Source organism: Ensifer sp. R-19, from assembly GCF_049905105.1.
Taxonomy (GTDB): Bacteria; Pseudomonadota; Alphaproteobacteria; order Rhizobiales; family Rhizobiaceae; genus Ensifer.
Genome location: NZ_CP184570.1, coordinates 1847550 through 1864989 on the forward strand (window position 1 = coordinate 1847550; position 17440 = coordinate 1864989).

Annotated in this window: 18 protein-coding genes and 1 pseudogene; 7 read left to right on the forward strand and 12 right to left on the reverse strand. The window is 63.3% G+C overall.

Annotated elements, in window-relative coordinates; translation table 11 throughout:
- Positions 1-69 precede the first annotated feature (69 nt).
- The 8 genes from ACN9MO_RS27745 to ACN9MO_RS27780 form a co-directional block, all read right to left on the reverse strand.
- Entirely contained in the window at positions 70-1044 is a 975-nt protein-coding gene (locus ACN9MO_RS27745) for an oligopeptide/dipeptide ABC transporter ATP-binding protein (RefSeq protein ID WP_113132931.1), read from the reverse strand.
- Positions 1041-2057, reverse strand: a complete 1017-nt coding sequence (locus ACN9MO_RS27750) for an ABC transporter ATP-binding protein (RefSeq protein WP_057251989.1) — start codon at positions 2055-2057, stop codon at positions 1041-1043. Before ACN9MO_RS27750 ends, ACN9MO_RS27745 begins: the two co-directional genes overlap by 4 nt.
- Complete coding sequence (locus ACN9MO_RS27755) at positions 2054-2914, reverse strand: ABC transporter permease (protein WP_057251988.1); 861 nt, start codon at positions 2912-2914, stop codon at positions 2054-2056. Before ACN9MO_RS27755 ends, ACN9MO_RS27750 begins: the two co-directional genes overlap by 4 nt.
- Entirely contained in the window at positions 2914-3864 is a 951-nt protein-coding gene (locus ACN9MO_RS27760) for an ABC transporter permease (RefSeq protein WP_057251987.1), read from the reverse strand. The genes ACN9MO_RS27755 and ACN9MO_RS27760 overlap by 1 nt, the downstream gene beginning before the upstream one ends.
- A 98-nt stretch (positions 3865-3962) precedes the next feature.
- Positions 3963-5438, reverse strand: a complete 1476-nt coding sequence (locus ACN9MO_RS27765; protein WP_057251986.1) for an ABC transporter substrate-binding protein — start codon at positions 5436-5438, stop codon at positions 3963-3965.
- A 56-nt stretch (positions 5439-5494) separates the two neighbouring features.
- Complete coding sequence (locus tag ACN9MO_RS27770) at positions 5495-6241, reverse strand: SDR family oxidoreductase (protein ID WP_057251985.1); 747 nt, start codon at positions 6239-6241, stop codon at positions 5495-5497.
- Between the two features lie 85 nt (positions 6242-6326).
- Complete coding sequence (locus ACN9MO_RS27775) at positions 6327-7766, reverse strand: aldehyde dehydrogenase family protein (RefSeq protein ID WP_093233362.1); 1440 nt, start codon at positions 7764-7766, stop codon at positions 6327-6329.
- A gap of 1 nt (position 7767) precedes the next feature.
- Positions 7768-8451, reverse strand: coding sequence for a GntR family transcriptional regulator (locus ACN9MO_RS27780; protein WP_057251983.1), 684 nt, complete (start codon positions 8449-8451; stop codon positions 7768-7770).
- A gap of 226 nt (positions 8452-8677) precedes the next feature.
- Between ACN9MO_RS27780 and ACN9MO_RS27785 the strand changes: the two genes are divergently transcribed.
- The 4 genes and pseudogenes from ACN9MO_RS27785 to ACN9MO_RS27800 all read left to right on the forward strand — a co-directional run bounded on the left by ACN9MO_RS27785 (position 8678) and on the right by ACN9MO_RS27800 (position 10922).
- A complete protein-coding gene (locus ACN9MO_RS27785) occupies positions 8678-9310 on the forward strand; it encodes an autotransporter outer membrane beta-barrel domain-containing protein (RefSeq protein WP_244495660.1) in 633 nt (210 codons plus the stop codon).
- 20 nt (positions 9311-9330) lie between these two features.
- On the forward strand, positions 9331-9492 hold the full coding sequence (locus ACN9MO_RS27790; RefSeq protein WP_244495656.1) for an autotransporter outer membrane beta-barrel domain-containing protein: 162 nt from the start codon (positions 9331-9333) through the stop codon (positions 9490-9492).
- 147 nt (positions 9493-9639) lie between these two features.
- Positions 9640-10329 (forward strand): annotated as a pseudogene (locus ACN9MO_RS27795) (DUF599 domain-containing protein); the annotation flags it as partial.
- 212 nt (positions 10330-10541) lie between these two features.
- A complete protein-coding gene (locus ACN9MO_RS27800; RefSeq protein WP_057251981.1) occupies positions 10542-10922 on the forward strand; it encodes a DUF427 domain-containing protein in 381 nt (126 codons plus the stop codon).
- 112 nt (positions 10923-11034) lie between these two features.
- On the opposite strand, the gene ACN9MO_RS27805 is transcribed toward ACN9MO_RS27800, so the two are convergent.
- Positions 11035-11946 (reverse strand): LysR family transcriptional regulator, encoded by a 912-nt coding sequence (locus tag ACN9MO_RS27805; RefSeq protein ID WP_057251980.1) that lies wholly within the window; start codon positions 11944-11946, stop codon positions 11035-11037.
- A gap of 91 nt (positions 11947-12037) precedes the next feature.
- Between ACN9MO_RS27805 and ACN9MO_RS27810 the strand changes: the two genes are divergently transcribed.
- Positions 12038-12997 (forward strand): MBL fold metallo-hydrolase, encoded by a 960-nt coding sequence (locus ACN9MO_RS27810; protein ID WP_057251979.1) that lies wholly within the window; start codon positions 12038-12040, stop codon positions 12995-12997.
- On the opposite strand, the gene ACN9MO_RS27815 is transcribed toward ACN9MO_RS27810, so the two are convergent.
- The gene (locus ACN9MO_RS27815) at positions 12985-13356 is read right to left on the reverse strand and encodes a hypothetical protein (protein ID WP_057251978.1); all 372 of its coding nucleotides are present in this window, start codon (positions 13354-13356) and stop codon (positions 12985-12987) included. The genes ACN9MO_RS27810 and ACN9MO_RS27815 overlap by 13 nt on opposite strands.
- A 183-nt stretch (positions 13357-13539) precedes the next feature.
- Entirely contained in the window at positions 13540-14109 is a 570-nt protein-coding gene (locus tag ACN9MO_RS27820; RefSeq protein WP_057251977.1) for a helix-turn-helix domain-containing protein, read from the reverse strand.
- Positions 14110-14295: 186 nt separating this feature from the next.
- Between ACN9MO_RS27820 and ACN9MO_RS27825 the strand changes: the two genes are divergently transcribed.
- Positions 14296-15429, forward strand: a complete 1134-nt coding sequence (locus tag ACN9MO_RS27825) for an aminotransferase (RefSeq protein ID WP_113132934.1) — start codon at positions 14296-14298, stop codon at positions 15427-15429.
- Positions 15430-15449: 20 nt separating this feature from the next.
- On the opposite strand, the gene ACN9MO_RS27830 is transcribed toward ACN9MO_RS27825, so the two are convergent.
- A complete protein-coding gene (locus tag ACN9MO_RS27830; protein WP_113132935.1) occupies positions 15450-16175 on the reverse strand; it encodes a glutathione S-transferase in 726 nt (241 codons plus the stop codon).
- A gap of 158 nt (positions 16176-16333) precedes the next feature.
- Between ACN9MO_RS27830 and ACN9MO_RS27835 the strand changes: the two genes are divergently transcribed.
- Positions 16334-17335, forward strand: coding sequence for a LacI family DNA-binding transcriptional regulator (locus ACN9MO_RS27835; protein WP_057252120.1), 1002 nt, complete (start codon positions 16334-16336; stop codon positions 17333-17335).
- Positions 17336-17440: the final 105 nt, after the last annotated feature.

Consider the following 17440-nt stretch of genomic DNA (forward strand, 5'->3'; position numbering starts at 1 on the left):
AGTTCCGTGGAACTGCAGAGCTTGGGGCTCTAGAGCGCCGTGCGTTCATATGAACGCACAAAGGACGTTCTAGGCAAAATGACAGCGGGCGGACCAGGCCGGCGTTACCGGCTTGGCCACGGGCGTGCGGGTCAGGCAGATCTCCTGCCTCATGGGACAGACGGCGGCATAGGCGCAGCCGGCTGCGGTCGTTGCGGTATGGACGGGCGTCTGCGGGGGGCCGTCGGACCGCACGCCCTTGCGCCGCCCGGAGAAGGGTTTCGGCACGGCGGCGACCAGCGCCTGGGTATAGGGATGGCGCGGGTTGTCGAAGACTTCGTTCGTCGGCCCTTCCTCGACGATCCGGCCGAGATGCATGACGGCGACCCGGTCGGTGATGGCGCGGACCACGCCGAGATCATGGCTGATGAACAGGTAGGAAAGGCCGAGCTTTTCCTGCAGGTCCATCATCAGGTTCAGCACCTGCGCCTGGATCGACACGTCAAGCGCCGAAACCGGCTCGTCGGCGACGATCAACGCCGGCCGCGTGATCAGCGCGCGGGCAATGGCGATGCGCTGGCGCTGGCCGCCGGAGAATTCGTGCGGGTATTTGTCGGCCGATGCGAGCGGCAGCCCAACCGCCTCCAGCACCTCGGCGATGCGCCGGTTGCGCTCGGCGGTGCCGGTCCCGCGTTCCAGCGAGACGATCGGCTCGGAAATGATCGTGCGGACCGTATGGCGCGGATCGAGCGAGCCGTAGGGATCCTGGAAGATCGCCTGGAATCCCTTGCGTGCCTCGCGCAAGCCCGCCCGGTCGAGCGCGTAGATGTTCGTGCCGGCGATATTGACCTCGCCCGATTGCGGTCGCTCCAGTCCCATCACCGCGCGCACCAGCGTCGATTTGCCGGAGCCGCTTTCGCCGACGATGCCAAGGCTCTGGCCGGCGGCGAGTTCGATGCTGACGCCATGGAGCACGCGCAGGCGGCTGTGTTTCGAGAAGATCGACGGGCGTGGCAGATCGTATTCGCGCACCAGATCGGTGGTCTTGAGAATGGTCTCGCTCACGGTGCCACCATCCTTTCGCGGGGATGAAAGCAGGCCGCGCGATGCTGCACATTTCCATCGGTATTGATCAGGTCCAGCGTCGGGATCGCGCGGCGGCAATCCGGCTGCGCGAAGGAACAGCGCTCGGCGAAGGAACAGTAGGCTGGCCGGCCAAAGGGATCAGGCACGATGCCGGGGATGGCGTTCAGCCGCGGCCGCCCTTCGCCCGCGCGACGTGGCGCGAGTGCTGCGCCATGCGGCGAGGCGGCAAAGAGGCCGCGGGCATAGGGATGCGCCATGCGGGCGAAGACGTCGTCCGTACGCCCGGTCTCGATGATGCGGCCTGCATACATGACGGCGATGCGGTCGGTCATTTCGGAGACGACGCCGAGATCGTGGGTGATCAGCATCAGCGCGGTGCCGGTGTCTTCGATGAGTTCGTCGAGCAGGTCGAGGATCTGCGCCTGCACCGTCACGTCGAGCGCGGTCGTCGGCTCGTCGGCAATCAAAAGGTCCGGCTCGCAGGCAATCGCCATGGCGATCATCACGCGCTGCCTCTGGCCGCCCGAGAGCTGGTGCGGGTAGAGATCCAGATCGAAGCGCGGCGCAGGCAGGCCGACCCGGTCGAGAAGCGCGCGCGCCTTCGTTTCGGCATCGGCTTTGGGTTCGCCGAGATGCAGCCGCCGTCCCTCTGCGATTTGTGCGCCGATCGACTTCACCGGGTTCAGCGCCGTCATCGGCTCCTGAAAAATCATCGCGACGCGTCGGCCGCGATAGCCGCAATACTCGGCCTCGGCCAAGCCAGCGAGATTGCGGCCGTCGAACAAAAGCTCGCCGCGCACCCGCATGCGCTGCGGCAACAGGCCCATCACGGCGAGTGCGGTCATCGACTTGCCGCTGCCGGATTCGCCGACGATGCCGAGGCGCTCGCCGCGGTTGAGTTCGAGATCGATGTCGCAGACGATATCGACCTGGCTCTTGCCCGCCGAGAGTTCGACCGACATGCCGGCCATGTGAAGCAAGGGTTTCGTCATCGTTGCCGCCTCACGCGCGGGTCGAGAATGTCGCGCAGACCGTCGCCAAGCAGGTTGAGGCCGAGCACCGCGAAAGTGATCGCCAGGCCCGGGAAGATTGCAAGCCACGGCGCCTGGTAGATGAAGGTCTGGGCGTCGTTCAGCATCTTGCCCCAGCTCGGCATCGGCGGTTGCGTGCCGAGGCCGACATAGGAAAGCCCGGCCTCGGCGACGATCGCCAACGCGAACTGGATCGTCACCTGCACCAGCAGCACGTGGTTGATGTTGGGCAGAATGTGCAAAAGCGTGATCGCCACGTCGCCGCGGCCGGCGCAGCGCGCCGCCTGCACATATTCGCGCTTCCACAGGCCCATCGAGGCACCGCGGGTGACGCGGGCAAAGACGGGGATGTTGAAGATGCCGATCGCGATCATCGCGTTGGTTGCGCCAGGCCCAAAGATGGCGGTGATGATCACGGCAGTCAGAAGCGCGGGGAAGGCGAAAGCAAGGTCGCTCATGCGCATGACCAGACCATCGACCCAGCCGCCACGTGCGGCAGCCCAGGCGCCGAGTGGCACACCGATGCCGGCGCCGACCAAGACGGCGACGATCGAAACTGAGATCGAATTGCGGGCGCCGACCATGATCATCGACAGGATGTCGCGACCGAAATTGTCGGTGCCGAACCAATGGGCAAGGCTCGGTCCCTGCAGCTTGTCGCGGAAGTTCATCGCGGTCGGCGAATAGGGCGTCCAGGCAAAGGAGACGAGCGCCATGGCCACGAGGATCAGGGTGACGGTGGCACCGATCGTCAGGCTGCGGCTGCCGATGAGCTTGGAGATCACGCCGGGTTCAGAAGTGGCTGCGGACGTGGACATCAGTGGCCTCCCCGCGAAAGCCGCGGATCCAGATAGCCGTAGACCAGATCGACGAGGAAATTGATGGTGATGACGGAGGCCGCAAGCAGCGTCACCAGCGTCTGCACCGTCACGAGATCGCGCTGGGCGATCGCCTGGAAGACGAGGCGGCCGACGCCCGGCAGGTTGAAGACGTTTTCGATGATGATCGTGCCGGCGAGCAGAAAGGAAAACTGCAGGCCGATGATGGTGACGACCGGGATCAGCGCGTTTGGCACCGCGTGTTTCCATAGGGCGCCCGAACGGCTCAGCCCCTTGGCGCGCGCCGTGCGGATGAAATCCTCGCCGAGCGTTTCGATGACCGCGGAGCGGGTCACGCGTGCGAGAATGGCGGCAAGCGGCAGGCCGAGCGCGAAGGCCGGAAGGATCAGTGAATGCAAGCCGTTCCAGAAACCGCCTTCCCAGCCGGCAAAACCTGAAGCCGGGAACCAGGCGAGCTTCAGCGCGAAGAGCAGGATGAAGAGCAGCGCCAGCCAGAAATTTGGGATCGCGACGCCGACCTGGGCGATGCCCATGACGACGGTGTCCCCGGTCTTGCCGCGATTGGCGGCGGCATAGACGCCGATGGCGATGGCGACGACGACGGAGATCGCCATGGAGAGCAGGGCCAGCGGCAGCGTCACGAGGATGCGGGGCCCGAGCAGTTCGCGGATCGGCACCGAATAGGTGAGGCTCGTGCCGAAATCGCCGACGACGAAACCGCCGATCCAGTGGAGGTAGCGGATCCAGATCGGCTGATCGAGGCCGAGCTGCCGGTGCAGCGCCGCGATCGCGTCGGCGTCGGCATTCATGCCGAGCATCAGCACGGCGGGGTCGCCGGGCAGCACCTGCATCAGCAGAAAGACGATGACTGAAGCGGCAAGCGTCGTCAGAATGAGCGACACGAGGCGACCGCCGATAAAGGAAATCACATCAACCTCCCGGAAAGAGCGAGCGTTGACCGGCGCCGGGTGTGCCGGTCAACGCGTGATCTGCCTCCGCCCCTCGTCAAAGGGGCGGATGCCAATCCTCAGTTTTCCCAATAGGTCTGGGTCTGGTCGTCGGCCGGAACCGGCATGTTCTTCCAGAGACCCTTCACCTTCTTGTTCCAGACGCCGATCTTCGGCAACGCGTAGAGGAAGACGTTCGGCTCGTCGGCCGCCAGCTTGCGCTGGAGCTGGCCTGCGAGGTCCAGCTGCTCGGCTTCGGTCGAAGCGAGCGTGAAGGACTTGTAGAGCGCCTTGTACTCGGGGTTCTGGTAGTTGAAGTAGTACTTGTCGCGCGCATAGATATCGAGGTCGCGGGCCTCGGCATGGGCGATGATCGTCGCGTCGAAGTCCGAGTTCTTGAACACCTGGTCGAGCCACTGCGCGAATTCGATCGGCACGAGGTTCACCTTGACGCCGACTTCGCTCAGCATCGCCGCGATGATCTCGCCGCCACGCCGGGCATAGGCCGGCGGCGGCAGCATGATGGTGATCTCAAGGCCTTGGACTCCCGCTTCTTGCAACAGCTGCTGCGCCTTGCCGGGGTCATAGGGGTAGGTTTCGTTGAGATCGACATAGCCGGGTTCGACAGGCGAATAGTGCGAACCGATCGTCGTTCCGAAGCCCGAATAGGTGCCCTCGACCAGTGCCCTGCGGTCGATCGCGTGGGCAAGCGCCTGGCGGACCCGCACGTCGTCGAAGGGTTTGCGCGCATTGTTGAGCGCGAGCACCACCTTGCCCGATGTGCTGCCGACCTCGACCTGCAGGTTCGGATCGCTCTGGAACTGGCTGACCAGTTCTGCGGCCTGGAACATCGGGAAGGCATCGACATTGCCGGCGAGAACGGCGGCAGCGGCAGCCGAGGGATCGCTGATGAACTTGAAGGTCACTTCGCTGAGCTTGGCCGGTTCACCCCAATAGTCGGCGTTCTTTTCGAGCACCACCTTGTCGCCCTTCGCCCACTCCTTGAATTTGAACGGGCCGGTGCCGACAGGCTTGGTCTTGTTGTCCGCCGCCGCCGCCGGCGCGATCATGACCGCATCGCCCCAGGCCATGTTGAAGAGGAAATTGGAGGCCGGACGCTTCAGCGTCACGACCGCCGTCGCCGGGTCCGGGCATTCGGTCTTTTCGATCGGCTCGAACAGGCCTTTCTGCGCGTTGGTCGAATCGGCCCCGACCGCGCGTTCATAGGAGAACTTGACGACCGAGCAGTCGAACGGCGTGCCGTCGTGGAACTTGACGCCCTGGCGAAGCTTGAAGCTGTAGGTCTTCTGGTCGTCGGAGACCGTCCAGCTCTCGGCGAGCAGCGGCTTGACGCTGCCATCCTCGACAACACGCACGAGACCTTCGAAAAGGTTGCCGTAGGTGATGTAGCGGATCGGTGCGGCGGCACCGGCGGTCGGGTCGAGGCCCGGCGGCTCCAGCACCTGGCCGACGGTGATCGTATCCTTGGCCATCGCCGTCGTCAGCGACGCGGCGATGAAGCATGAGGCAAGTGCCCATTTCGTCAAATTCAGCATAGTTCCCCCGCTTTGCGGTTTCGTTGTTTATGGTCCCAGTAGTCAGATCGAAGCAATCAGATCGATCGGCCGCCGTCGACGTCGAGCGCGACGCCAGTGATCATCGATGCCTGCGGCGAGGCGACGAAGGCGGCGGCTTCGGCGAGATCCTCGGGCTTCAACAGGCGCCCGAGCGGAATGGAGTCGCGGAACTTCTTGCGGATTTCCTCGGTGTCCTCGCCCATGAAGGTCGAAAGCAGCGGCGTTTCGCCGGCGACCGGATTGAGCGCGACGACGCGGATGTTGAACGGCGCGAGCTCGATCGCCAGCGCCTTGGTGGCGGAGACCACCCAGCCCTTGGTCGCATTGTACCAGGCAAGGTTCGGCCGCGGCCGGTTGGCGCCGGTCGACGCGATGTTGACGATCACGCCCGACTTGTTTTCCTTCATGTGCGGCAGCAGCGCCCGCGTCATCAGGTAGACGCCGCGCACGTTGACGCCGAGGATCCGGTCGAACTCATCCGGCTCGACCAGTTCGGCGTTCTGCGGCTTGTGGCCGATGCCGGCATTGTTGATCAGGATATCGACGCGTCCGAATTTCTCGAGGCCTGCAGCAACGGCTGCCTCGACATCCGCTTGTTTGGCAATATCAGCGACCACGGCAAAGGCATTGCCGCCGAGTTCGTTCGCCACGCGCTTGGCGCCCTTGGCATCGCGATCGACGACGATGACCTTGGCGCCGCCTTCGATGAAGCGCTTCGCAATGCCCTCACCGAAGCCGGAGCCCGCGCCGGTGATAAGAGCGACTTTACCTTCCAGTGACATTTTGTTGTTCCTCCCGAGGGGACTTAGATCAAGGGTTAGAGCGGGATGCGGGCGGAAAACCGCGCACACTTTTCCTCATCCGGCTCTAGCCGTGGTAGACAGAAATGGTTTTCATGCTGGCAAACCCGTAGAGGGCCTCAAAGCCCTTCTCGCGGCCATGGCCGGATTTCTTGACGCCGCCGAAAGGCAGCTCGACGCCACCGCCGGCGCCGTAATTGTTGATGAAGACCTGGCCGGCGTGAACGGCACGCGCCATCCGCAACTGCCTACCGCCGTCATTGGTCCAGACGCCGCAGACGAGGCCATAGGCGGTGCCGTTGGCGAGCCGGATGGCTTCGTCCTCGCCGTCGAACGGCATGATCACCTGCACCGGGCCGAAGATTTCTTCCTGTACCGTGCGATGGTCGTGCGGCACGTCGCGCAAAAGCGTCGGCGCGACATAGGCGCCCTCGGTGGGCGCATCGGCAACGATCTCGCCGTGCGCCGCCACTTTCAGGCCATCCTTTGCGGCATCGGCGAGGAAGCCTTCGATGATGGCCTTTTGCCGCTGCGAGACGACCGGGCCGACGGAGAGATCGGCGCCCGCCGGGCCGACCTTCAGCGCGCGGTACCGTTCGCTCATGCGCGCGACAACCTCCTCGTAGACGGCTCGTTCCACGAGGATGCGCGAGGAGGCCGAGCAGGTCTGGCCGGCATTCTGGATGCCGGCGTTCACCAGGAAGGGAACGGCGCGATCGAGGTCCGCATCGGCGAAGACGATCTGGGCCGACTTGCCGCCGAGTTCCAGCGTCACCGGCACCGCGTTCTTCGCGGCTGCCGCCTGCACCATTTCGCCTGTCCGGACCGAACCGGTAAAGGAGATGTGGTTGACGTCAGGATGTTCGGAAAGCGCGGCGCCTGCCTCCGAGCCGAAACCGGTGACGATGTTGAGCGCGCCCGACGGCAAGCCTTCTTCTTCGGCGATGCGGGCAAATTCGAGGATCGTCAGGCACGCCTCTTCGGCCGGCTTGACCACGGCCGCGTTGCCCATGGCAAGTGCTGCACCGAGGCTGCGGCCGAGGATCTGCATCGGGTAGTTCCAGGGAATGATGTGGCCCGTCACCCCATGCGGCTCATAGACCGTCAGAACGGTGAAACCGTTCTGATACGGGATGGTATCGCCGTGCACCTTGTCGGCGGCGCCGCCGTAGAATTCAAGGTAACGGGCAAGCGCCACGACGTCGGCGCGCGCCTGCGTCACGGGTTTGCCGACATCGCGCGCCTCGAGCTCGGTCAGAAGATCGATGTTGCGCAGCACTGCAGCCGATATCCGGGTCAATACCCGGCCGCGCTCGGTCGGCGTCATCCGACCCCAGTCACCGGAGAGAGCCGCGCGCGCGGAGCGCACTGCGAGGTCGATGTCGTCCCGGGTCCCCCGGGCGATGCGCGCGAACTCCTGGCCGTTTGAGGGATCCCGGACAGTGATGAATTCGCCGCCCGCTGCGTCCTGCCAGTTGTTCGCGATGAAATTGCCGTAGGTCTTCACGTCATGCCTCTTTGTCAGTCTCGCGCGCCTCAAGGAGCGCTTTCAATCTCGTTGCCGTCGCGTTGATATGGGCGCGTGCCAGCTTCTCGGCCTCGTCGAGGTTTCGTGCCGCGATCGCCTCGACGATCAGCCCGTGCTCGGCGACCGCGGTGCTCGCGCGTTCGCTGGACAGCGAAAAGGCGGGCGCAAAGACCTGCGAGGTCATACGCAGAAGCGGTCCGAGCGGTGCGAGCGATGTGTTGCGCGAGGCGGCGACGATCGCCTCGTGAAAGATCACGTTGGACTGGGTGTAGGCGGCGGGATCCCAGTTCTCGACAGTCTTGCGCTGGCGCTCCACCTGCTTTGCCAGATCCTTGATCTCGGCGGTGGTGGCGCGCTCGGCGGCGTTGCGGGCAGCCACGCCGTCCATCGCTTCGCGCACGGCATAGGCGTCCAGAAGCTTCGGCAGGTCTGCGGTTGCGACCCTGACACCGCTGCCCGGCTTGTTGACCACCAGCCCGTCGCGCTCGAGCACCCGCAAGGCTTCGCGCAGCGGCGTACGGCTGATTCCGAATTCGGCGGCGATCCGCTCCTGGCGCAGCGTCGCGCCCGGCGCATAGACGCCGGCATAGATGCGTTCGCGAAGTGCCTGAGCTACTTCGTCAAGAAGGCGCGATTGGCTTCGCCATTCGAAGGATTGGTTCATCGATCCCTCCCAAGATCGAGGCAAATTGTATCCAGGATACAGAAGATGTCAATCGGCGGCCCGCGCGAGTTCCGCTCTGTGCAAGTACTTCCGCTCTCCCGCACGCCCGACTGGCCGCCGGCCGGGTCCTAGCCGTCAAAGCGATCGCAAGACGAGGTGACCGTTTGCCGAATATCTGGCGCTTTCGACCCTTGGCACCTTCCATGAACGGCGTGGCGAACAATCGCTGCTCGACAGGGTGGGCACCCTGACGGCAAGCTGGGGCCATGTCTTCGGCCAAAAGACGGAACTGGACTGGAAGGGAACTGTCGATCCCAGCTTCGACGGCAATATCCTAGGCTTTCAGATCGGCCAGGATCTCTTCGGTTGGGAGTCGGCGCAAGGCCATCACGACCGCGTCGGCGTATTCTTCAGCCACGCGCGTGCCGATGGCGACATCGCCGGGCAGGCGGTCGGCTGGAACAATCTGCATGTCGGCGAGATCGACGTCAGGGCAAACAGCTTTGGTGGCTACTGGACCCATATCGGTCCCGGCGGCTGGTATCTCGACGCAATTCTGATGGGCAGCTGGTTTGACGGCGACGCCCGGTCGGTCGGCGGCAGCGGTGTCGAGGTCGATGGTACCGGCATCACGGCCTCGCTCGAAGGCGGTTATCCGATCGCACTCGGGGAAAACTGGACGCTGGAGCCGCAGGCGCAGATCATCTGGCAGCATCTGACGCTTGACGATCAGCGCGATGCGTTCTCGACCGTCAAGTTCGACAGCGACGACGCGGTGACCGGACGGTTGAGCTTCCGCCTGCAAGGCGAAGTGATTGCCGAGACGTCTGGCACAGTTTCGACGCTGATCAGCGCGTGACCTTCGGCGCGGACCCGATCGTGACAGAGGGGGGCGGAACGGCGCTGGAACTCGGCGGCGGTCTTGTCGCAAAGCTGTCGGAGACCACAAGCCTCTATGTGAAGGCTGACTACACCACCAATCTCGGTGGGGAAAAGATCGACGTGCTCGAAGGTAATATCGGCCTGGGGGTGAAATGGTAACCAGCCCTCGATCGGTGTGACCCAGCACATCCGCCGCCCTCAAACTTAGACCAGTGCGGATGGTTCGATCGCGCCACCGCTCGCGAGCGCGTTGACGTGCCCGTCCCACCTGTTTCAATTAGCAGCGGGTATGGTGGGAGGCTGGCCGTGCAGATACTGGATTGGATTGCGATTATCCTGTTCCTCGTAACCTGGGTGGGATTGGAGCCGATGATGGCGCTTGGCTGGCCGCGCCGGACAGACAGCCTGATGCTCGACATGGTGCGTATCAGGCGGGCCTGGATGCGCGAGGTCCTGACACGGGATACCAATTTCATCGGCGATGCCGCCATCCTCGGTCACACGATCAACTCAGCCTCGTTTTTCGGTTCGGCCAATCTCATCGTCATCGTCGCCATGAGCAGTGCGCTTTTCATCCAGCCGACGGCAGGTCTTCAGGCGGGGATCATTTCGATGTTCGCGCCGATCGAACCGCTGTGGCTATTCCAGTGCAAGGTGCTGCTCGTCATGGCGACATTGCTGCGGGGGCTTTCCGAGTTCATCTGGGCGGTCCGGCAGATCAACTACTGCCTTGCGGCGATCGGAGCCAGTCCGTCGCGGGACGAAGCCCGAGACATCGCCGCATGGACCCACGCCTTGTCGCTGATGATCAATCCGGCACTTCGCTCATTCAGCCAGGGCGTTCGCTCCTACTACTTCACCGTTGCCGCGGCCCTCTGGTTCTTGGGCCCGATTGCGTTTCTCGTCGCCATCATCGGCTCGGTGGGACTTCTCGTCTGGAGACACAGCTGGTCGGATACGGCAAAGGGCGTGATGGAGGTGCGCAAGCTGCTGGATGAGAGCAATCCGCCTGCCGCCGAGGCAGAGCCTGCCGCAGCGATCAGTTCGCCGGTGGCGAATATCTGAAGACGAACCGCGGCGCCCGCGGAAAAAGCCGCCCTGTTCGCCCGTCCTTGGTCAGGCGTCGCAGGCGCTTTTGGCGTGAGCGGTTGGAATTCGACAGTAAGTCTACCATCTAGACATGAGCAACGTTTCAGAGGCGGTCGCTCATGTCAGACAAACCGATCAAGATTCCCGGCCCCGATCATCCGATCACAGTCGAGAGAAATCCGGCGCGTGTCGTCGTCACCCTCGGTGGGCGCGTTATCGCCGACACCCGCGATGCGCTGACTTTGCGCGAGGCATCCTACCCGGCGGTGCAGTACATTCCGCGCAAGGATGCCGACATGTCGTTGCTGGCGCGCACGGATCATTCGTCCCACTGCCCATACAAGGGCGATGCTTCCTATTTCAGCATCCCATCCGGCGGAGAGCGGTCGAGGAACGCCGTCTGGACCTATGAAAGCCCGCATGCGGCGGTGGCCGCCATCAAAGATCGGTTGGCATTCTATCCCGACAAGGTGGATTCGATCGAAGAGATCCAGCCCTAAAGCGCGTCGCGATCTTTCAGATTCGCTCCTTGCGCTTTAAGTTCTTGATATTTCGCATGTCGTTGTCGCAAAATCGCAGCGCACTTTTGCGCGACAGGCTTTGGCCGCGAGGTCACTCGCTCCGGACCCGGAACGTTTCGCGCACCGCCCTCAGGAATTCTGCCACTTTCGGCAGATCACCCAGCTGCTGATGGTAGAGATAGTAGAGGTGTGTGGCTGGTCCGGACCATTCGGCAAGGACCGGAACGAGCCGCCCGGTGGTGACACCATCGGCGGCGAGCGCGTCGCTCAGCATACCGATGCCGAGACCCTCGGCGATCAGGCGCTCTCCGATCGCCGGATCGTCGACGACGATCGAGGGTGGGCGCTCAAGCGTGAAATGCCGGTTGCCGTCGGAGAGCACCCAGTGGGCCAGCTCCCGCCGCATGCGGGTCCGGTGCGCCACCAGCGCGACATGCATCAGGTCCTCGGGTGACGAGAGGGATAACCCGTCGCAGTAGGCCGGGGCGGCATAGAGCCGCTGTTCGATTGTTCCGATCTTTCGGTAGATCATCTCGCTGTCGACCGGCTCGCCCATTCTCAGCGCCACATCGACGCTTTCTCCGATCAGATCGACATTGTTGTGTGCCGTCTGCAGATCGACCTGAACCTCCGGGCAAAGCTCCGCATAGCGCTTCAGGATCGGCGGCAGGAAGGTGCGGGCAAAGGCGACGGATGTGGCGACCCGCAGTCGCCCGCGGGCGGCGCCATCGGCGGGCCGGAAACCCGCAATGCCGCGATCGATGAGCTCTACGGCCCCGCCGATCGACTCGAGCAGGTGCTTGCCCGCCTCGGTCAGGGAGACCCGGCGCGTGGAGCGCAGCAGCAGCGCGACGCCAAGCGCGGTTTCAAGCTCAGCCAAGCGCCGGCTAACCGTGCTTGGCGGAAGGTGCAGGCGAAGTGCTGCGGCTGAGAAACTCTCGGTGCGGGCGACCTCGAGGAAGATCCTGAGGTTATTGAGATCGGGAGACTGGGGGGATTTCATGCGTTTCCGGAACAATCACTTCCATGATCGCAGGATAATCGACGGAGAGTTGAATTGATAGCTTCGTCGCATCCAATCGAAGGAGCCGATCATGACCACTCGCAGACAAGCCCTTGGCCTTCTCGCCGCCACGGCCCTGTTGCCGCTCGCACCGCGGTTTGCCTTTTCCGCCGCGCCGTTCTCGACCGTCGCCAATGCCGGTTACTACCGCTTTCGTTTCGGAAAGTTTGAAGTCACCGCGCTTTCGGACGGCACGCTGGCACTGCCCATGGCGAAGATCTATCAGAACGAGCCCGAGGGCGAACTGCAGCGCAGGCTCGACGAGGCCTTCCTCGGCAAGGAGCCGCATTTGTCGATCAACGCCTATCTGGTAAACGACGGCGAGCGCCTGGCGCTGATCGATGCGGGGTCGGGCACATTACTCGGCGCCGCTGCCGGCAAGCTCATCCGCCATCTCACGGCCTCCGGCTACCGGCCCGACCAGGTCGACGCCGTTGTTTTGACCCACGTGCATGCCGATCACTCCGGCGGCCTTACCGTCGACGGCAAGCCCCAGTTTCCGAATGCCGAAATCCATCTCGCCGACCGCGAGTATCGTTACTGGATCGAGCGCGAGGGCGTGACGACGATGACGGAGGCGCAGAAGACCGACTTCCAGCGCGCCCATGACGCTGTGGCTCCCTATATCGCCGCCGGAAAAGTAAAGCGTTTCGCCGACAATGCGGACGTGTTGCCGAACCTCGGATCGATCCTGCGAGCGGGGCATACGCCCGGACATTCCTCGATCGTGCTCCAAGCCGATGACGGCCAGCGTCTGGTCTTCTGGGGTGACGTGATCCATGGCGACCACGTCCAGTTCGACGCTCCCGACGTCTTCGTCAGCTTCGACGTCGATGGAACAGCGGCGGCCGCGACCCGTGCGGTGGCACTGGCAGATGCAGCCGATGGCCGCTACCTCGTCGCCGGCGCTCACCTGCCGTTCCCCGGTGTCGGCCACGTGGCCCAGGACGAGACGCTCTATCGCTTCATCCCCTGGAACTACGTCGAATAGCGAGGGTTTCGAAGCCGGATCACTTGTAGGCGTAGGCGTCGATGGTTTCTCTGCGCCCGCGCAGACGCACGCCGTTGTGGCGCACCCACCTGTCTGATCCGGCTTCGTCGATCTTTCCTGCCGCGAAGGCTTCCGCCGAAACGACGATCGATGCGCCGAGGTGGCGGGATTCGGCCTGCAGCCGCTGGCCGACCCCAGCGCCCGACGATGATCGAGAGCGCCAGCATCAAGGCGGCGATCGCCAGCGAGAAGGCGAGCCGCGCATTGGCGGCGAAGCGTTCGGCCTCACGCTCGGTATCGAACAGGACACGGCCGTCCTGGCTCATCCAGCCGTCCGGTGGTTCGACTTTCAGAAGCATGCAGATCCCCGTCGCTCACTCGCCGAGTGCCGGGCATCCTTCCATTCGGGTCTGCGCGTATCAAGCGCGCGCCGGACCGAGCTTCCGCGATTGGTGAGCCGGTGCCTTCACGTTGTCGTGTGGAGCGGTGTCCCCTCCGGCTCTTGCCCGCCGGGCTGTGTCTGTTAGGCGGCTACCGGTGAGTTAGGAAATGACGTTGCGGACGAACCGCACGACTTCGCCACCGTCATTGATGTAGGCATAGGCCTGGGCGGAGCTATAGACCGCGAAGGTACCGCTGGCGTATCGCTTGCGCACGCCAGCGACCTCAAGCGTCAAGGTGCCTTCCGTTACGAACAGCATTTCGTGCCACCCTTGCGGGTCGGGCTCGGCGTCATAGCGCTCGCCTGGGGCGAGCGACCAGAGCCACATCTGGGCTTCGGACGTAGCAGGGGCAGAAGCGAGCAGCCGCGCTTCGCTCTCTGCCTGTTGGCCGCGCCAGGTCACAGCGTCGATGTTGTCGCGGGATTGGCGAGACGGGTCCCTGACGAGATCGACGAAGCCGACATTCATCGCAGCCGCCAGCTTGTCGAGGCTGGAGAGGCTGATGTTGGCGTCAGCGCCTTCGACTGCGACGATCATGCGGCGGCTGATGCCGGAGGCTTTGGCGAGTGCCGTCTGGCTCAGTCCCGCCGCCATGCGGATGCGCCGGAGATTGTCCGCGACATGGGTCAGCACGTCGGATCGATCTTGACTGTGCAATATATTGCTCATATCGTTCTTCTATACGGATCGACCATCAACGGCCAGCCATTTCTGGTGCCTCCGACCGCGACGGAGGCCACATGCGCAGCTGTGCCAACAGGAAGGGCTTCATGTCACAGCAAGCGACAATTCTCAACGTCGCCGACAGGTCCGGCTTACTCGCAGCCATAGCCCAACATTCGAAAGGTCACTGACATGAAAATCCGCGACTTCGGCGTCGAAATCTGGATGAACCGCTACGAGAACCATTGCGAATGGAATCTCGCCGAGACCTGCGTTGAATCGCTGACCGTGGCGGAATTGTTGGAAATGGCGGGCAAGACGGACACGATCCTTGCCGAACTGCTGCCGCTGAAGCTGACCTATGGCGCCATCGAGGGTTCCGAACGGCTGCGCGGGCAGATCGCAAGCCTCTATGCGAAACAGGCGATCGAAAACGTCGTCACCACGCATGGTGCGATCGGCGCCAATGCACTGGTGCATGAGACTCTCGTCGAACCGGGCGACCGGGTGATTTCGGTGCTGCCGACCTACCAGCAGCACTATTCGATCCCGGAAAGCTATGGCGCCGATACGCAGATCCTGAAACTGACGGAGGAGACCGGTTTCCTGCCTGATCTCGAGCAGTTGCAGCGGCTCGCTATCCCCGGCACGAAGCTGATCGCCATCAACAATCCGAACAACCCGACCGGCGCGCTGATGGATTGCGGCTACCTCGAAAAGATCGTCGGTATCGCGCGCGGCTGCGGCGCATGGATCCTCTGCGACGAGGTTTATCGCGGCACGGATCAAGAGGGCGACGGTTTGACGGCATCGATCGCAGACCTCTACGAAAAGGGCGTCAGCACCGGCGGCATGTCGAAGACGTTTTCGCTCGCCGGCCTGCGGCTCGGCTGGATCGTCGCGCCACCCGAACTGATCCATGCCGTTTCGATCCACCGCGATTACAACACGATCAGCGTCGGCATGCTGGACGATCACTTCGCGGCAATGGCGCTGGAAAACCGCCACAAGATCTTGGCGCGCAGCCGGATCATTACCCGCACCAACCTCGCGGTGCTGTCGGACTGGGTCGACAGCGAACCGCGGATCTCCTGGGTCAAGCCGCATTCGGGCACCACGGCACTACTGAAATACGATCTGCCGATGACCTCCGAAGCATTCTGCCTCGGATTGTTAGAGCGCACCGGGGTGATGCTGACGCCTGGCAGCGCAATGGATATGGAGGGCTATCTCAGGATCGGCTACGCCAACAGCGAAAGCATTCTTCGCGAGGGTCTGCAGCGCCTGTCCGGGTTTCTTCGCGAGCAACAGTCTGCCGCCGCGTAAGGAGCAGGCGGGATTGTCCTTCAGGGCTCGATATCCAGCTCCGGGTAGCGGCGGAAGATACCGTTCTCGTTGAAAGCCAGGCGTCGCGGCGACGCGAGATAGGCGGCGATGTTCGGCCTCGCTTTCACCGAAGCGTGCAGCTTCAAAAGCTCGGAGTATTGCCGCTCGTAATGGCGCATCGCCTTCGGGAAGGCATAGCGAAGCCCTTCGATCACCTGGAATAGCGAGAGATCGATATAGGTTGCGCCGTCGCCGACGGCGTGGCCGCTGCCATCGGGGTTTTGTTCAAGCACCCGTTCGAAGTAGCCGAGAAACTTGGGGAGGCGGTTGGTGACGAATTCGATCGCCCGGTCCTTCGCCTCCACCTTCTGCTCCTCGTAGTATTTCGAGGTTGCGATCGGGTGGTGGGTGTCGTGCACCTCGGCAATGAAGTCGGTGATGGTGAGTTGCAGACCGTTGGTGAACCAGCGCAGCGCCTCCTCCTTGGGCGCGAGCCCGAGCCTCGGGCCGAGGTAAAAAAGGATGTTGGCCACATGCGAAATGATCTGGTCGCCATCCCTCAAGAACGGAGGCGCAAAAGGGATGCGTGGCTCGGCAGTGTTTTCCATCAGCTTCATCATTTCGCCAGTGCCGCGGCCCCGTTCGCGCGTAACGTCGACGTAATCGGCGCCGGCGTCTTCGAGCGCAAGGCGCACGAATTCGCCCCGGCCCTGAATGCCGTCCCAGTAGTACAACTCATAGGTCATGGAAGCCCTCTGCCGATCTCGAATACCCGGTTGATATAGGCCATCGGCGGTTTAGGGCGAGGGCAACACAGCAATTGCAAGGCGCGCTCTGTCGAACTGGCCGCGACACATGCTATGGCGCTGTGGAGACGCATCTGAAATCCGGCGAGGATGCCAGGGTGAGCAAGCCGAACTATCGCGACATTGCAGAGTTGGCGGGTGTCGGAACGGCCACGGTCGAGCGGGTGCTCAACGGACGTGGCGGCGTTCGCCCCGAACTGGTCGAGAGGGTGGTTGTTGCGGCGCGCACGCTGAACTATCCGCGCACGCTGCCCGACACCCATCGCGGTCTTTTGCGCATCGACGTGCTGATGGTCCGCCCCGAAACGACCTTCTATCGCCGGCTCTCCAAAGCGTTCGAAAGGATCGCGGAGACGCTCGATCCGCTTGTCGTGGTGCAACGCAGCTTCACCGAGGAGATGAAGCCGGACGAGATTGCCAGGCGGATTCTTGCGACCGAGGTCCCGCGCGCTGGCCTGATCCTTGCCGTGCCCAACAGTCCGCTGATCAGCGCCGCGGTCGAGACCGTCGTTTCGCGCGGGGTGCCGGTAATCCATGTCGTTACACGGGCGTCCGAGAAGCAGGGCGAATTCGTCGGCATCGACAACTACGCGGCCGGACGAACGGCGGCACTCTTCATCGCCCGCATGGCGCGCAGGAGCGGCCCTGTTGTTGCCCTCTGCCACCCGATCTATCAGGTCCATCGCGATCGCCTCAGCGGCTTTTCAGACTATTTCCAGGAGCATCCGGGCGAGCGCCGGTTCGAGTGGCTGGGCTTCACCCGCGACGAGGAGCACTACGGCGCCGAAGCGCTGCGATCGGCGCTCGAGATGTATCCAGAAATGGCCGGGCTCTACAATGCCGGCGGCGCGAACGCCGCTCTGATCGATGTTCTTCGCCGGCATCCGCGCGGCATGGAGATTTTCTTCGTAGGCCATGAGTTGACCGATTATACGCGCAAGGCTCTCGGCGACGGCATCATGGACGTCGTGCTCGATCAGGCGCCCGAGGCGCAGGCCCGCCGCGCCCTTGACCTTGTGCTGCGCCGGATCGGCCTTTCAGAGCTGGAACCGGACAAGGCGCCTATTCGCTTCATCACCATCACCGCCGAGAGCCTTTGATCTGATTTGATCAAACAAGGCTTCGCCGTTCAGAACGCCTCCTGCTAGATTTTTATCAAGAAGGAGAGCGCGGTCCCGAGCGAACCGGAAGGCGCTCTCCTTCAT

What these genes read in the sequence shown, in the direction of transcription:
- ACN9MO_RS27750 (WP_057251989.1), bottom strand. Translation starts at nt 2,057, where the DNA reads ATGACGAAACCCTTGCTTCACATGGCCGGCATGTCGGTCGAACTCTCG.
- ACN9MO_RS27755 (WP_057251988.1), bottom strand. Translation starts at nt 2,914, where the DNA reads ATGTCCACGTCCGCAGCCACTTCTGAACCCGGCGTGATCTCCAAGCTC.
- ACN9MO_RS27765 (WP_057251986.1), bottom strand. Translation starts at nt 5,438, where the DNA reads ATGCTGAATTTGACGAAATGGGCACTTGCCTCATGCTTCATCGCCGCG.
- ACN9MO_RS27770 (WP_057251985.1), bottom strand. Translation starts at nt 6,241, where the DNA reads ATGTCACTGGAAGGTAAAGTCGCTCTTATCACCGGCGCGGGCTCCGGC.
- ACN9MO_RS27780 (WP_057251983.1), bottom strand. Translation starts at nt 8,451, where the DNA reads ATGAACCAATCCTTCGAATGGCGAAGCCAATCGCGCCTTCTTGACGAA.
- ACN9MO_RS27800 (WP_057251981.1), top strand. Translation starts at nt 10,542, where the DNA reads ATGTCAGACAAACCGATCAAGATTCCCGGCCCCGATCATCCGATCACA.
- ACN9MO_RS27805 (WP_057251980.1), bottom strand. Translation starts at nt 11,946, where the DNA reads ATGAAATCCCCCCAGTCTCCCGATCTCAATAACCTCAGGATCTTCCTC.
- ACN9MO_RS27810 (WP_057251979.1), top strand. Translation starts at nt 12,038, where the DNA reads ATGACCACTCGCAGACAAGCCCTTGGCCTTCTCGCCGCCACGGCCCTG.
- ACN9MO_RS27815 (WP_057251978.1), bottom strand. Translation starts at nt 13,356, where the DNA reads ATGCTTCTGAAAGTCGAACCACCGGACGGCTGGATGAGCCAGGACGGC.
- ACN9MO_RS27820 (WP_057251977.1), bottom strand. Translation starts at nt 14,109, where the DNA reads ATGAGCAATATATTGCACAGTCAAGATCGATCCGACGTGCTGACCCAT.
- ACN9MO_RS27825 (WP_113132934.1), top strand. Translation starts at nt 14,296, where the DNA reads ATGAAAATCCGCGACTTCGGCGTCGAAATCTGGATGAACCGCTACGAG.
- ACN9MO_RS27830 (WP_113132935.1), bottom strand. Translation starts at nt 16,175, where the DNA reads ATGACCTATGAGTTGTACTACTGGGACGGCATTCAGGGCCGGGGCGAA.